The sequence below is a fragment of the Endozoicomonas sp. SCSIO W0465 genome, from assembly GCF_023716865.1.
In the GTDB taxonomy this organism is placed as follows: domain Bacteria; phylum Pseudomonadota; class Gammaproteobacteria; order Pseudomonadales; family Endozoicomonadaceae; genus Endozoicomonas.
Genome location: NZ_CP092417.1, coordinates 5,111,976 through 5,125,546, shown reverse-complemented (window position 1 = coordinate 5,125,546; position 13,571 = coordinate 5,111,976). Strand labels below are relative to the sequence as shown.

Sequence of the window (13,571 nt, the reverse complement as noted above, 5' to 3'; positions counted from 1 at the left end):
TTCATGGACAAACGCATGACCGCTGCAGATATTGTTGCCGAACTGCAGGATGGTATGACCATTGGAATCGGGGGCTGGGGACCACGACGTAAGCCAATGGCACTGATTCGCGAGATTCTCCGGTCAGAACTTAAATATTTGACAATAGTCGTATATTATGGCGCAGACGTTAGTATGCTCTGTGCTGCGGGTAAGGTGAAGAAAGTTGTGTTTGCCTTCGTTTCGCTCGATTTAAAGCTGGATGTTTCCCTGCTGCATGTTGACCGTGCTGATCAACGTGGCGTATGCCAGATCAAGGGCTCCGATCAATATATGGACGACTGGTTCGCGCGAGCAGCAAAGAAAACCTTCGTAACCTGTGATGAGCTGGTGGATGCCAATTACTTCAATAATCCCGCGGAGTCCCGCTATGTATTCTGGGAACGCGCCATGACCAGTGGTGTATGCCTGCAGCCAGGTGGTGCTCATCCAACGTCGTGTGCACCGTTGTATGGTTTTGATGTTCCCCACTTCAAGGAGTACAACGCTTCAGCCAAAGAGGATGGATTCGAACCCTACTTTGCCAAGTTTATCAAAAACAGCAGTGAAGAAGAGTACCAGAGCAAAGTGGGTGGTCTGAAAGCGATCAGGCAACTGCCACTGCCGGTTTATTGATTGAGGTGGAGTGTACATTATGACAAATCCGGAGCATGCAGACCCGGTAAAAGAAAGTCCAGCGGCAGCAGAATATTCTCTTGCTGAACTGATGATTTGTGCAGGTGCAGAAGCTTTTCGCAACGACGGTGAAGTGCTGGCAACAGGCATTGGTTTGATTCCCCGTCTGGCTGCCAGCCTGGCCATGAACACAGTTAATCCTGATCTGATGATGACCGACTCGGAGGCCTGGCTGCTTTCTGAGCCAAACCCGGTTGGGCAGCGTGAAGAGGGCTTCGTCCAGAAGAATGAAACCTGGATGGGATTCTCCAGAATTTTTGACAATGTCTGGAGCAGTAAACGTCATGCAATGGTAGGCCCAAGCCAGATTGACCGTTATGGTCAGGCCAACATCTCAGCACTGGGTGTCAACTATGACCAACCGAAAATACAGATGCTGGGGGTTCGTGGCTTTCCCGGTAACTCCATCAGTCACGCCAACAGTTTTTTTGTGCCCAGTCACAACCAGCGTGTCTTTGTAAAAGGTGAATGTTTTGGCCGGTGCTGGCAAGCACTTTTCCGCCGGTCATGATATCGGCACTCCCGACCGGGACGTGGATAAGACATTTGATCGTGCCAGCCTCTGGTACGACCACACCAACAAGGTCGGTGGTGAATTTCTCTATGCCCGTGAGCACGAAGTATACCTGGGCATGTGCCGACGCTGGCGTGAGATTCCCAAGCCGACCATTGCCATGGAGTTTCTCTTCCTGGGTGAAAGGATGTCTGCACAGCGGGCCTATCAGATGGGCATGCTTAACAGGGTAGTCAGTCGGGAAGCGCTGCAAGAAGAAACACTGGCAATCGCCGGCCGCATTGCCAAAATGCCTCGTCTGGGACTGCAGCTCACCAAACAGGCCATCAACAACGCAGAAGACCTGATGGGCAAGCGAACGACCATGGATATGGTATTCGGCCTTCACCACTTCGCCCATGCTCACAATGACCTGGTTTCCGGTGATCGCCTGGCAGGATTTGATGGCAGATCCATGGCGGCATCCCAGCGTGAAACGTCAACCGATAAAAAGAAGGCGCAGGCTTAATGGAGACCCGTCTGACGAAACTACTGGGCTGCCAGTATCCGGTTGTTCAGACTGCCAGGTTGTTCAGACTGCCATGGGCTGGGTTGCTGACCCCAGGCTGGTGGCAGCAACCTGTAATGCCGGGGGTTTTGGTTTTCTGGCCGGCGCCACGATCCCCCCCGAAGCCATGGAAGCAGCCATTCTGGAAACCCGAAGGCTGACGGATAAGCCTTTTGGTGTGAAATTTTCATATGTATCAGGCCAATGCGTCTGAGATTGTCGATATGGTGGTTTATCACGGCGTCAGAGCGGTCAGCTACAGTCGTTCACCCGGCAAAAAAATGGTGACCCGGCTAAAAGATGCTGGTGTCGTCTGTATTCCGACCGTTGGAGCGCTCAAACATGCTATCAAGGCGGCAGCGATGGGGGCTGATGCAGTCACCGTTCAGGGTGGTGAAGGTGGTGGTCACATGGGATCGGTAGCAACCTCTATTCTGTTGCCTCAGGTGATTGATGCTCTGGATGTTCCGGTAGTTGCGGCAGGTGGCTTCAAGGATGGAAAAGGCTTGATTTCAGCCCTTGCCTACGGGGCAGAAGGTATTGCCATGGGTACCCGCTTCCTGATGACCAAAGACTGCCCTGTGCCGACAGCCACGCTGGATCGCTATGTGAAAACCAACAATCCGGCCAGCATCATGGTGAGCAAAGCCATTGATGGTATGCCCCAGCGGATGATCACTAATGAGTTTCTGGTTGAGCTGGAAAAGGCCGGGTCTCTGAAGCAATTGATTTTGGCCATCAAAAACGGTCTGGCTTTCAGAAAATACACAGGCATGTCCATGGCCAGCCTGTTGAAAACTGCCCTGCAAATGAGCGGGGAAGGACAGATGACCGCAGCGCAGACCATCATGGCTGCCAATGCGCCTATGGTGATTCAGAAAGCCATGGTGGATGGACTGCCAAGTGAAGGCGTATTACCGGCCGGGCAAGTGGCCAGGATTATTGACAGTCTGGTCAGCTGTGACGAACTGATTCAGGAAATCATGCAGGAGGCCCGGCAGCAAATAGCCAGGTTGAACAGCCTGAAAATGGGAGATAAGAATAATGAGCAAACCATTTAATGTATCCATCGGCCAGGGAGTTGCCGAACTCATTTTTGATCACCCACCGGTCAATGCATTTACCAGTCAGGGCTGGGCTGATATTGCTGCTGAGATACAGGCACTGGGTAAAAAACGACGAAGTTCGTGCGATTATCATTGCTGCCATGGGCTATACCTGGGAAGTCGATCTGCAGATCTTTATGAAGCGGGCCTGGGCGCTGGCTTCTTCTTACGGAACGCAAGGTTTCCATAAGCAGCGTATCAAGCAGTTTATTCTGGCTGACGAAGCTCAGCTGGGTGCCGGCAGCACATTTATGTAATATCAGAGGCAGGTCCACTCCCGGGGAATCGACCTGCAGGTAGGCTTAAAGGAAGAATAACAATGGCAGAAGCATACATTGTAGACGCAGTACGCTCTCCGACGGGTCGGCGCAACGGTGGCCTGGCTCATGTGCACGCAGCGGATCTTGGAGCCCATGTAATAAAGGCCATCGTTGATCGTAATGGCATCGCGGATCATGAATACGACGATGTTATTTTTGGTTGTGTCGATGCCATTGGTCCTCTGGCGGGTGATATCGCCCGCACCGCCTGGTTGGCTGCCGGCCTTTCTGAAGAGGTTCCCGGAACCACTATTGACCGCCAGTGTGGCTCTTCTCAGCAGGCAGTTCACTTTGCTGCCCAGGCCATTATGAGTGGTACGCAGGATGTGGTGATTGCCGGCGGCGTTCAGACCATGACCCGGATTCCCATCTCATCGACGATGATGGCAGCGGAACCCCTTGGGTTTACTGACCCTTTCTCCGGTTCGAAAGGCTGGGTGGAGCGCTATGGCGCTGAGCCACCCACACAGTTCAAGTCTGCCCAGATGATTGCTGACCATTGGGGGTTCACAAGGGAAGATCTGGAGCGTTTCTCTCTGGAATCCCATCGACGTGCACTTCAGGCGATTGATGAAGGCCGCTTTGACCGGGAGATCATTCCCCTGGAAGGTGTGTCTGTGGATGAAACTCCACGACAGTCCAGCCTGGAAAAAATGGCTGAGCTGGATTATCTGTTTGGTTGTGAAAAAGTGACCGCCGCTGTCTCCAGTCAGACCAGTGATGGCTCTTCTGCCGTTCTGATGGTTTCGGAAGCTGCCTTGAAGATATAACCTCACGCCAAGAGCCCGGATTCACCATATGAGTGTACGCGCGGCTGATCCAATATGGATGCTGACAGCGCCGATTACGGCGACAGGGCACGCTCTGAAAAAGGCAGGGATGACGCTGGACCAGATTGACCTGGTTGAAATTAATGAAGCCTTTGCCTCTGTAGCCATGGCCTGGTTGAAAGAGACCGGGTATGCCCATGAAAAGACCAACGTCAATGGCGGTGCAATAGCCCTGGGGCATCCACTGGGGGCAACGGGGACCAAACTGATGACAACACTGCTGCATGAGCTGGAACGTAGCGGTGGACGATACGGGTTGCAGACCATGTGTGAAGGTGGTGGTCAGGCCAATGTTACTGTTCTTGAGCGGTTGTAAAAATAATCATCACAGGGGATCAGGTTATGGGCATTTGTGAAAACCGTGTTGTGATTGTTACCGGTGCCGGTGGTGGCCTGGGCAGGGCCTATGCATTGGGGTTTGCTGCAGAAGGTGCCAACGTTATTGTTAATGATATTAACTCAAGTTACGCACCTTGCTGAAAATCAGCCATTATTGGTGGCATGAAAAATGATCTCATAGAACTTTATTCTGACTACCTGTTGTCGTCGTCTGGGAAGACCACTGCAACGGGAGTGTCAGAGCTTTTGGATAATGTCTACAGTCATGACCAATTCACCCGATTGCTTTCAAACAATGAGTTTACCAGTCGTGACTTATGGCTTTACGTTAAACCCGTCGTGCGACAGGTTGAGTGCAGTGATGGGGTTTTGATCTTTGACGATACGATTCAGGAAAAGCAGTTCAGCAAAGAGAATGCCCTGAACACCTGGCATTTTGATCATACAAAAAATCGCACCGTGAAAGGTATAAATCTGCTCAATGCACACTACCATGCCGGAGATGCGTCGATTCCTGTCGCCTATAAATTGATCGAGAAAACCATCCTGTACACCGACTTGAAGACAAAAAAGGTAAGACGATATGCAGAGCAAACCAAAAATGAAATGATGCGGGAGATGCTGATGATTTGCTGCCATAACCAGCTTATGTTCCGCTATGTCCTTGCAGATAGCTGGTTTTGCTCAAACGACAATATGATGTTTATTCGACACGACTGTAATAAACATTTCCTGATGGCGATGAAGTCAAACCGCAAGGTATCCCTCAGTCTGGACGACAAATTACAAGGCCGTTCACAGCGTATAGATACTGTTGATTTTTCAGAAGATAAGCCTGTACAAGGGTGGATAGCAGGTGTCGATTTCCCTGTTCTGCTATACCGTCAGGTCTTTAAAAACAAAGACGGAAGCACAGGCATTCTCTATCTGGTTTGCAGCGATCTTGACTGTGATGCCGAGACTCTCAAGGCAATCTACGAGAAACGGTGGAAAGTCGAGGTCTTCCATAAAACGCTGAAATCGAATGCGTCAATGGCCAAGTCACCGGCGCATACTGTGAGAACACAGAGTAATCATATCTTTCTTTCAATTTACTCAGCCTTCAGGTTGGAAGTATTGTCATTGAAAGTAAATCTGAATCACTTTCAGCTCAGAGCCAAAATCTATATGGCAGGGCTGAAAGCTTCGTTGGGGCAGCTGAGAGAGCTGTTAGCTGCGTAACTTCAGATATTAATGAAAAAGCGGCATTGGATGTCGTAGAGACTATCAAGGAATCCGGCGGCAATGCGATAGTTAATACCAATGACATCACCGACTATGAGGAGTCTGCCCTGATTGTTAAACAGGCCATTGATGGGTTTGCTGACCTCCATGTGCTGGTTAACAATGCCGGCATTTGCCGTGACCGCATGTTTGCCAGTTTGTCCGAATCCGACTGGGATGCGGTGATGGCAGTTCACCTGAAGGGGCACTTCTGTATCGCCAGTCATGCAGTTAAATACTGGCGTGAGCAGTCAAAAGGCGGCAAAGCCGTCAGTGCCCGGATAATAAATACCAGCTCCGGTGCCGGTCTGCAGGGTTCCATTGGCCAGTCGAACTATGCCGCAGCAAAAGGCGGTATTGCCTCCCTGACTCTGGTTCAGGCGGCTGAACTGGCCCGTTATGGAATTACCTCAAATGGTCTGACTCCGGCTGCCCGTACCGGGATGACTGAGGACGTTTTTGCTGAGGTGATGAAACAGCCGGAGGATGGCTTTGACTTCTTTGCCCCGGAAAATGTCGCTCCCCTGGTGGTCTGGCTGGGATCAGAACAGAGTGCCAATGTGACCGGCAGGCTTTTTGAAGTAGCAGGCGGCAAGATTTCAATTGCCGATGGCTGGCGTCACGGCCCGGAAAAAGACAAGGGAGCACGTTGGGAACCATCGGAAGTTGGCAGTGCAGTTGCTGAGTTACTGGCTGAAGCGTTGCCAGCAAGGAAGGTGTATGGTACCTGATGGTAGAGTAGCCTGTATTCAGCAGGCATCTTAAAATGCAGGCTGTTCCAGAGTGCAGGTATCGCACAGGATGTATTGGTCTGTCTGCAATAATTTTTAACACTATGGACTATGGATGGTACTATGAAAAAAATATCTCTCTGCGCGTTAGGCGTTACCCTGTCTGTGATGGCTGGTGTTGCTTCAGCAACTGGTGGGATTCCATCAGCAGTCTGTTATGTGGAAGGCAAGATGGTGTCTTCCAATATGCCGGTCAATATCTGCCAGTCAGTATTAAAAGGCGATCCTCAGAAAGCGCAATCCTATAAGCGCTGATCCGGGATAAGGAATCCTTAATTATCCGGTATCACTCTTGCCGGTTATCTGGCAAGAGTCACTTGACGGTAATATTGTTCTCTACTTTCCATATGGCCTTTGGGTTCAGGTTTATAGCCGGGATCAAATGCTGTCTTAGCCTGGAAATACATAAAGGCCAGTTTTTCCAGTTCACTTCTTTTGGTTTCCTCCTGGATAAATCGAAATATATGGCCAAGTCCACTGCCTGCACGACACCGGATATTGTGTCGCATATACTGTTGTAATTGTTGATCGCCGCCAAAGTTGTCAATGTTATCAAGCCATTCACATAGGGCTTCAATGCGTTCGCTAACACGCTGCGTATCGAATACGATCCCAGGTTGTTTAACTGTGTGTTGCAGACAGATGATCATCAACTGCTTTGCCAAATTCAGAGCAGCTAGCCGCTCTTTTTGAGTTGATCTGAAACCACCGCTGTGCGGATCTTCAATACAATGAAGAAGAGTCCATGTCGCTTCTTCGAGCAGGCGTTCGAACTGTAACATGAACATAAATTTCTGGTTTTTGAGAATGTCATAACATCTGACTTCCTCTTCAAGATTATTGAAAACTCTACAGATATGAATATGGCGAAGCAGCTTGTTGATGACAGGGTTGCGGTTTTCAGGCTTCATTGCTTCAAAAGGGGTCAGTTTTTTATCATGACATCCAATGACCGTAAATTCTCTAACCGCTTCACTATTGAAGGAGGTTACATCATGTTGATATTGATATTTCTTAATGAGCGCTTCTGCCAGTGACATCACTGACGACAGATCAGTTAACGGACTTTCTTTCGTCCTTTCTTTCTTCTGTATGGCAGATGAACCTGAAGGTTCGGCTGCAATTAATTCATCCCCCTCTTTTTTTTCAGGATGATTGGTCGGCAATGTATAATTTCTCCCGGATGCTATTTTGTTTTCTTCCTCCAACAATAAAAACTGATTAACCTTTGCATTGCATTGCAGCCATAAAGACCGTTCTGCCTCATGGATTTTTAATTCTGATGTCACTAATAAAGATTTGATGGTTGCAAGTTTTTCAGGACCGGGTGATTGACAATGCTCAAGATAAAACAAAGCCAGATCAAAATTCATCATCTCATCTCTGTTTGCAGCCTCAGTTAATAACTGTTCACACTTCTCTGAGTCAAACTGATGATTAAGAGCAATCGTGGCTTGCAACCAAATAATCATGGGATTTTGGCTATCTAAAGCACAGACTGCTTCTATATTTCCGTCAAGGTAAGCCATCAGAGCGTCAGAAACATCCGATGTCGTGTTTTTTGTTATATGTTGCCTTATTTGCTCTTCACCGCCAAAATCAACCAGACCGTGAAAGTTGACGATATATTTTAAAAATAAAAACCGGTTTTCCTTTGTTGGTGCCATTTCAATAAGATCGGAAATAATCTCCATGGTTTTATTGGATGGAAGGTGAATACCGGACGGGTTTAGTGATTTTAAGTGTATGGTCAGCAACTGTTTTCGCAAGGTAACAAATGCTGGAGTTTTTGAAATTTCAGTATTTTCAAAACGCTCACACAGCAATTTGATTACCGTTGTCAGTCGTGCTCTTGTGTCTCTGGCAACCGATTGATTTATGGAGAGTGTATAAAGTTTTTCCAATGTTTTGGCAAGAAGAACATAAGGTATAAGATCGGGATCGGCTAATTGTCTATTGATCATTATCTGAAAAACATGCAGTGTTTCACCAGCAACTGCCTGGATTATACTATCAGAAGGCTGCTCAATGTCGTTTATTTTGAGCATGCAATGCATGATTGCCCGGAACCAGATGTGAAAGTCATTCTTATCGATTTGGGTAAGGGATTTTTTGCTTTTTCTCTGTAATGTATCTGATAATTCAAGTGCTATTGATTTTAGCGTTTTTAATTGAGCAGACAGTGGCTGGCCTTTTATCTGCTGCAGCTGCTGGTGTATTTTGGGCTTTCCAGGACACTGATTACTTTTTTCTATAACCTTGTCAACGCTATCGGTAATCTCAGTATAAGAACCGCAGATTCCGGAAAATTTATTCAAGTCATCCCTCCGGCCCTCCAGAATCAGCTTCTGTAATTTCTGCAATCCTTCCATCTCAGCCATAAACTGCGGCCGCTGTTCCGGAGGAAGAAGAATCGCTTCTGCTTCCCAATACTTTCTGAGTATTTGCTTTTGAATATGCGCCATAGAGCTGGGGTTCCTGGCAAAGAGAGCACTTGCAACCTTGCTTTTATCTGAGGTAACGGGATGGGGGGGAGTGCTTCTGGCAGGTGGCTTTTGTTTCTTAAGCTTGCGACGAGTTCCTCCGTGTGATCGAGGTTTGGGCTGCATGGGGGTGGCATTATTTTGCTGGCTGGGTGAAGCACCTTGAGCAGCTGAAGCTGACTGATTAACGTCCATTTTTTTAACCTCTCCGAGTCATTCTGTTTATAGGGAGTAGACTCAGATTTGGTATAATAGTTCCATTATTTGCCTGTTTCAGGCGATTTATTTTGAGCGTTTTGCATGCCGCTCACGGTTTTCAAGCTTTTCCCGCTCACTTTTCCTGATCATCACATAAAGTGCTCCAGCGCCGCCATGGACTTGCAAAGCAGTGTGAAAGGCCAATACCGCTTCCATCTGGGGTAGCCAGGTATACAGATAGCTTTTCAACATGGCAGGAGGGTTGCTCTTCTCACCACGTCCATGGGCAATCAATACGGTACGCAGCTCGAGTTCCCGGCAATCATTGATAAACTGAAAAACGCTTTCCCGTGCTTGCCGGGCAGTTTTGTGGTGGAGGTCAAGGCGTGCCTCAATGTCATATTTGCCCAGACGGAGTTTTTTGAAGACGCCTTCCTGCACGCCATCCCGTTTCCAGACCAGAAAATCGTGGGGTTTGACCATTTTCGGATTAAGCAGGGAAAGAAAATTCGGGTCGGTAAACGTATCTTCCGCCGCTGCCTTGCGAATCGCCTGGCCCGGTGTCACCCGCTGGACTTTCTGAATATCAGCGGTTGCTTTCTTTTTTAATGGGTTAACCCCTTCCATCTCGCTCAGAAAAGCGGAGATGTCATCATTGTCTGTTGAGTTGCTCATAGCCGGATATCTGACCAGGTGGACGGAGATAATAGCAGTTTTTACGGCTTTTTGATGCCTGTAATACTGCTGTCCGGTACAAAGTTCAAAGCTCGCAGCGGTTGCCTGTTGTTAACCAAGGATCCGGAGCCGGTTTGATGCGCAAAAAAACCATAGTGGCCATCTTATTCATTATTGGCGGATACAGCCCTACCCAAGGCAGGGTTCAGCCGTTAGAATTGACCGTTTCTTTTCTGTAGCTCATCTGTTTTGGAAACCCCATGGAGAATCTGGATAACACGCTTGATAAGCTAGTGGCCAGCGCACTCAGTGCCGTTGAAGCCGTTGCTGACGCCTCAGGTCTGGACGAGATCCGCGTTCAGTTCCTTGGTAAAAAAGGCGAGCTAACCTCTTTGCTCAAGGCCCTTGGCCAGCTCTCCCCACAAGAGCGACCCAAAGCGGGTGGGCTGATTAACAAGGGTAAGCAGCAGGTTCAGGACGCAATCAACCATAAGAAAGCGTTGCTGGATCAACAGGCCCTGGATGCCAGACTGGCCACTGAAACCATTGATGTATCTCTGGCCGGACGTGGTCAGGCGTTGGGTACTATTCATCCGATCACCCGTACCATGGAACGGATCACTGACTACTTCGGCCGTATCGGCTTTACCGTCGAGCAAGGACCTGAAATCGAAGATGATTACCACAACTTCGAAGCCCTGAATATTCCCGGTCACCATCCGGCCCGTGCCATGCACGATACCTTCTATTTCGACGATACTACCGTACTGAGAACTCATACCTCACCGGTTCAGGTTCGTACCATGGAGCGTTTCGTCAGAAATAATGAAAATCCACCTATCGCTATTGTCTGCCCGGGTAAGGTGTATCGCTGTGACTCTGACCAGACGCACAGCCCGATGTTCCATCAGGTGGAGGGTCTGTATGTTGCCGAGAAAGTCAGCTTTGCGGACCTGAAGAGCGTTCTCATTGACTTCCTGAGAGTCTTCTTTGAGCGGGACGACCTGCAGGTTCGTTTCCGTCCATCCTACTTTCCGTTCACCGAGCCTTCTGCCGAGGTAGACATTGAGTGGGGGCGTAATGACGACGGCTCGGTCAAATGGCTGGAAGTGCTTGGCTGTGGCATGGTGCACCCTGAAGTATTCCGCTACTCCGGCATTGATCCTGAAAAGTACACCGGTTTTGCCTTTGGTATGGGGGTTGAGCGTTTTGCCATGCTGCGTTATGGCGTCAATGACCTGCGCCAGTTCTTTGAGAACGACTTGCGCTTCTTGGATCAGTTCCGTTGAGAAGCGGATGGGACAGCGTCATTTTCAAACGTTTAGGAACGGTTTTAGCAGGATTGAGTAAGTAATATGAAATTCAGTGAAAAGTGGTTGCGGCAGTGGGTCAATATTGAGGTCGATACCCGGGAGCTGGTGGACAAAATCACCATGGCCGGACTGGAAGTTGACGAGGTTGAAGCGGTTGCCGGTGAGTTTACCGGTGTCATCATTGGTAAAATTATTGCCTGTGAGCAACACCCGGACGCCGATAAGCTGCGAGTGACCCAGGTCAGTACCGGCAGTGAGTCTTTCCAGGTGGTGTGTGGTGCCCCCAATGCCCGGGTCGGTATCAAGGTGCCCTTTGCCACTGTTGGTGCTGTATTGCCCGGCAACTTCAAAATCAAAAAGGCAAAATTGCGCGGTGTCGAGTCATTCGGCATGCTGTGTGCCGAAGAAGAGCTCGGCATGGCCGAGTCTTCCGATGGTTTGATGGAGCTGCCTCTGGATGCTCCGGTTGGCCAGAATATTCGTGAATACCTGTCTCTGGACGACAAGATCATCGATGTGGATCTGACCCCTAACCGGGGTGACTGTCTGAGCATCGCCGGTCTGGCCCGTGAAGTCAGCGCAAACTTTCTGGCGGATGTGACGGAAGAACAGATAGTGGAAGTGGCACCCGCCATTGATGATACCTTCCCGGTTCATATTGATGCTCCACAGGGCTGCCCGCGCTATGTTGGCCGGGTTATTCGTAACGTGGACGTTTCCCGTTCTGCGCCATTGTGGCTGACTGAGCATCTGCGTCGTTCCGGTATCCGTTCCATTGACCCGGTGGTGGATGTGACCAATTATGTCATGCTGGAACTGGGTCAGCCGATGCACGGCTTTGATCTGGATACCCTTTCCGGCAGCATTCATGTCCGTATGGCCAAGGCTGAAGAACAACTGACACTACTGGATGGCCAGGAAGTGACGCTGAACGACAATACACTGGTGATTGCCGATGAACAGAAGGTTTTGGCCATTGCCGGGGTTATGGGAGGAGAAGGTTCCGGAGTCAGTGACAAGACCCGTCATATCTTCCTGGAAAGCGCGTTCTTTGATCCGATTACTATTGCGGGCAAGGCCCGCTCCTACGGATTGCATACGGACTCTTCTCACCGTTTTGAGCGGGGTGTGGATTTCCAGCTGCAGAAAAAAGCGGTTGAGCGTGCAACTGCACTGATTGTTGAGATCTGTGGTGGCGAACCGGGCCCGGTTACCGAAGTGGCCAGTGAAGCGCATCTGCCGGCACTGCGTGAAGTGACACTCCGTTCAGAAAAAGTGACTTCACTGCTGGGTATGGCCATTGACAACAGCCATATTGAAGCGCTGCTGTCTCGTCTGGGATTGGGCTTGGTCACTGATGGTGATGGTTGCTGGAAAGTAGCAGTCCCCAGCTGGCGCTTTGATATTTCCATCGAAGAAGACCTGGTGGAAGAGCTTGGCCGTATTTACGGTTATAACAACCTGCCTGAGAGCACGCCGACGGCTCTGTTAAAGATGAAGCAGGTGGACGAATCCCTGATTCAGGAGTCAGAGATTCGTCGTACACTGACGGCCCGTGGTTATCAGGAAGCGGTGTGCTTCAGCTTTATCGCTCCGGAACTGCACCAGCTGTTTGATCCTCAGCATGAGCCCGTTGCCCTGTCGAACCCGATCGCCAGTGATCTGTCCGTCATGCGCACAACACTGCTGCCAGGACTGGTTAAAACCGCCGGCTACAACCTGAATCGTCAGCAAAGCCGTGTTCGTCTGTTTGAAACCGGTCTGACCTTTATTAGAGAAAAAGGCAAAGACGGTGACGAGCTTAAGCAAGAGCCAATGCTGGCCGCACTGATTACCGGCAGCCGTCATCCCGAGAGCTGGCAGGGTAAGGCGGAAGCTGTTGACTTCTTTGACCTGAAAGGTGATTTCGAAGCGCTCTTGGCACTGGGTCAGGCGGGTAATGAATTTGTCTTCCGCAAGGGTGAGCACTCTGCCATGCACCCTGGTCAGTGTGCCGAGATTGTTCGTGCCGGCAAAGTCGTTGGCCATATGGGCGCATTGCACCCATCGCTGGCCAGGACGATGGATATGCCAACAGCGGTTTATCTGGTTGAACTCAGCCTGAAAGCGTTGACTGAAGGCAATGTCACCCGTTTTGTTGCTCTGTCGAAGTATCCTGAAGTTCGCCGTGATCTGGCGCTGGTGGTTAACGCTGCCATTGCCGCTGGTGATATTGAGCAGGCGATTACCATGGAAGCCGGTAAACTACTGCGCCGGGTCAATACTTTTGATGTTTATGTCGGTCAGGGTATTGAAGATGGCTGCAAGAGCCTGGCCATGGGCTTGACCTTACAGCATCCTTCCCGCACTCTAAAGGATGACGAAGTTAATGAGCTGGTTGATCGTGTTGTTGCCCGATTAAAACAGGATTTCAATGCCAGCTTGCGTCAGTAAACGCCAGTCAATGGCCTGAGAGTGAATAATAAGATCATGGTAATA

The 13,571-nt window shown here is 49.7% G+C and carries 14 protein-coding genes and 1 pseudogene; 13 read left to right on the top strand and 2 right to left on the bottom strand.

The genetic code is table 11. The features are described 5' to 3' along the window. Window positions 1–3: 3 nt before the first annotated feature. The 11 genes and pseudogenes from MJO57_RS22880 (at window position 4) to MJO57_RS22830 (ending at window position 6,679) form a co-directional block, all read left to right on the top strand. On the top strand, window positions 4–654 hold the full coding sequence (locus MJO57_RS22880) for a CoA transferase subunit A (protein ID WP_252019004.1): 651 nt from the start codon (window positions 4–6) through the stop codon (window positions 652–654). Window positions 655–673: 19 nt separating this feature from the next. Continuing rightward, window positions 674–1,225, top strand: a complete 552-nt coding sequence (locus MJO57_RS22875; RefSeq protein ID WP_252019003.1) for a hypothetical protein — start codon at window positions 674–676, stop codon at window positions 1,223–1,225. After that, on the top strand, window positions 1,188–1,736 hold the full coding sequence (locus MJO57_RS22870; protein ID WP_252019001.1) for an enoyl-CoA hydratase-related protein: 549 nt from the start codon (window positions 1,188–1,190) through the stop codon (window positions 1,734–1,736). Before MJO57_RS22875 ends, MJO57_RS22870 begins: the two co-directional genes overlap by 38 nt. Window positions 1,737–1,809: 73 nt before the next feature. After that, window positions 1,810–1,989, top strand: a complete 180-nt coding sequence (locus MJO57_RS22865; protein WP_252018999.1) for a nitronate monooxygenase — start codon at window positions 1,810–1,812, stop codon at window positions 1,987–1,989. Then, a complete protein-coding gene (locus MJO57_RS22860; RefSeq protein ID WP_252018997.1) occupies window positions 1,967–2,836 on the top strand; it encodes a nitronate monooxygenase family protein in 870 nt (289 codons plus the stop codon). The genes MJO57_RS22865 and MJO57_RS22860 overlap by 23 nt, the downstream gene beginning before the upstream one ends. 83 nt (window positions 2,837–2,919) lie before the next feature. Further along, a complete protein-coding gene (locus tag MJO57_RS22855; protein WP_252018995.1) occupies window positions 2,920–3,138 on the top strand; it encodes a hypothetical protein in 219 nt (72 codons plus the stop codon). A gap of 62 nt (window positions 3,139–3,200) precedes the next feature. Next, window positions 3,201–4,347, top strand: a pseudogene (locus MJO57_RS22850) (acetyl-CoA C-acetyltransferase). A 26-nt stretch (window positions 4,348–4,373) separates the two neighbouring features. After that, window positions 4,374–4,511 (top strand): SDR family NAD(P)-dependent oxidoreductase, encoded by a 138-nt coding sequence (locus tag MJO57_RS22845; RefSeq protein WP_252018993.1) that lies wholly within the window; start codon window positions 4,374–4,376, stop codon window positions 4,509–4,511. 21 nt (window positions 4,512–4,532) lie between these two features. Next, complete coding sequence (locus MJO57_RS22840) at window positions 4,533–5,591, top strand: transposase (protein ID WP_252017920.1); 1,059 nt, start codon at window positions 4,533–4,535, stop codon at window positions 5,589–5,591. Continuing rightward, window positions 5,486–6,364, top strand: coding sequence for an SDR family oxidoreductase (locus MJO57_RS22835; protein ID WP_371924902.1), 879 nt, complete (start codon window positions 5,486–5,488; stop codon window positions 6,362–6,364). The genes MJO57_RS22840 and MJO57_RS22835 overlap by 106 nt, the downstream gene beginning before the upstream one ends. A 123-nt stretch (window positions 6,365–6,487) precedes the next feature. After that, a complete protein-coding gene (locus tag MJO57_RS22830; RefSeq protein WP_252018990.1) occupies window positions 6,488–6,679 on the top strand; it encodes a hypothetical protein in 192 nt (63 codons plus the stop codon). Window positions 6,680–6,723: 44 nt separating this feature from the next. Here the strand turns inward: MJO57_RS22830 and MJO57_RS22825 are convergent, their stop codons facing one another. Beyond that, complete coding sequence (locus tag MJO57_RS22825; RefSeq protein WP_252018989.1) at window positions 6,724–9,102, bottom strand: hypothetical protein; 2,379 nt, start codon at window positions 9,100–9,102, stop codon at window positions 6,724–6,726. 87 nt (window positions 9,103–9,189) lie between these two features. Then, the gene (smrA, locus tag MJO57_RS22820) at window positions 9,190–9,780 is read right to left on the bottom strand and encodes a DNA endonuclease SmrA (RefSeq protein WP_252018988.1); all 591 of its coding nucleotides are present in this window, start codon (window positions 9,778–9,780) and stop codon (window positions 9,190–9,192) included. A gap of 260 nt (window positions 9,781–10,040) precedes the next feature. On the opposite strand from smrA, the gene pheS reads away from it, so the two are divergent. Beyond that, entirely contained in the window at window positions 10,041–11,069 is a 1,029-nt protein-coding gene (gene pheS / locus MJO57_RS22815) for a phenylalanine--tRNA ligase subunit alpha (protein WP_252018987.1), read from the top strand. A gap of 66 nt (window positions 11,070–11,135) precedes the next feature. Next, on the top strand, window positions 11,136–13,526 hold the full coding sequence (pheT, locus tag MJO57_RS22810; RefSeq protein ID WP_252018986.1) for a phenylalanine--tRNA ligase subunit beta: 2,391 nt from the start codon (window positions 11,136–11,138) through the stop codon (window positions 13,524–13,526). Window positions 13,527–13,571 lie beyond the last annotated feature (45 nt).

What these genes read in the sequence shown, in the direction of transcription:
- MJO57_RS22880 (WP_252019004.1), top strand. Translation starts at nt 4, where the DNA reads ATGGACAAACGCATGACCGCTGCAGATATTGTTGCCGAACTGCAGGAT.
- MJO57_RS22875 (WP_252019003.1), top strand. Translation starts at nt 674, where the DNA reads ATGACAAATCCGGAGCATGCAGACCCGGTAAAAGAAAGTCCAGCGGCA.
- MJO57_RS22865 (WP_252018999.1), top strand. Translation starts at nt 1,810, where the DNA reads ATGGGCTGGGTTGCTGACCCCAGGCTGGTGGCAGCAACCTGTAATGCC.
- MJO57_RS22860 (WP_252018997.1), top strand. Translation starts at nt 1,967, where the DNA reads ATGTATCAGGCCAATGCGTCTGAGATTGTCGATATGGTGGTTTATCAC.
- MJO57_RS22845 (WP_252018993.1), top strand. Translation starts at nt 4,374, where the DNA reads ATGGGCATTTGTGAAAACCGTGTTGTGATTGTTACCGGTGCCGGTGGT.
- MJO57_RS22840 (WP_252017920.1), top strand. Translation starts at nt 4,533, where the DNA reads ATGAAAAATGATCTCATAGAACTTTATTCTGACTACCTGTTGTCGTCG.
- MJO57_RS22830 (WP_252018990.1), top strand. Translation starts at nt 6,488, where the DNA reads ATGAAAAAAATATCTCTCTGCGCGTTAGGCGTTACCCTGTCTGTGATG.
- MJO57_RS22825 (WP_252018989.1), bottom strand. Translation starts at nt 9,102, where the DNA reads ATGGACGTTAATCAGTCAGCTTCAGCTGCTCAAGGTGCTTCACCCAGC.
- smrA (WP_252018988.1), bottom strand. Translation starts at nt 9,780, where the DNA reads ATGAGCAACTCAACAGACAATGATGACATCTCCGCTTTTCTGAGCGAG.
- pheS (WP_252018987.1), top strand. Translation starts at nt 10,041, where the DNA reads ATGGAGAATCTGGATAACACGCTTGATAAGCTAGTGGCCAGCGCACTC.
- pheT (WP_252018986.1), top strand. Translation starts at nt 11,136, where the DNA reads ATGAAATTCAGTGAAAAGTGGTTGCGGCAGTGGGTCAATATTGAGGTC.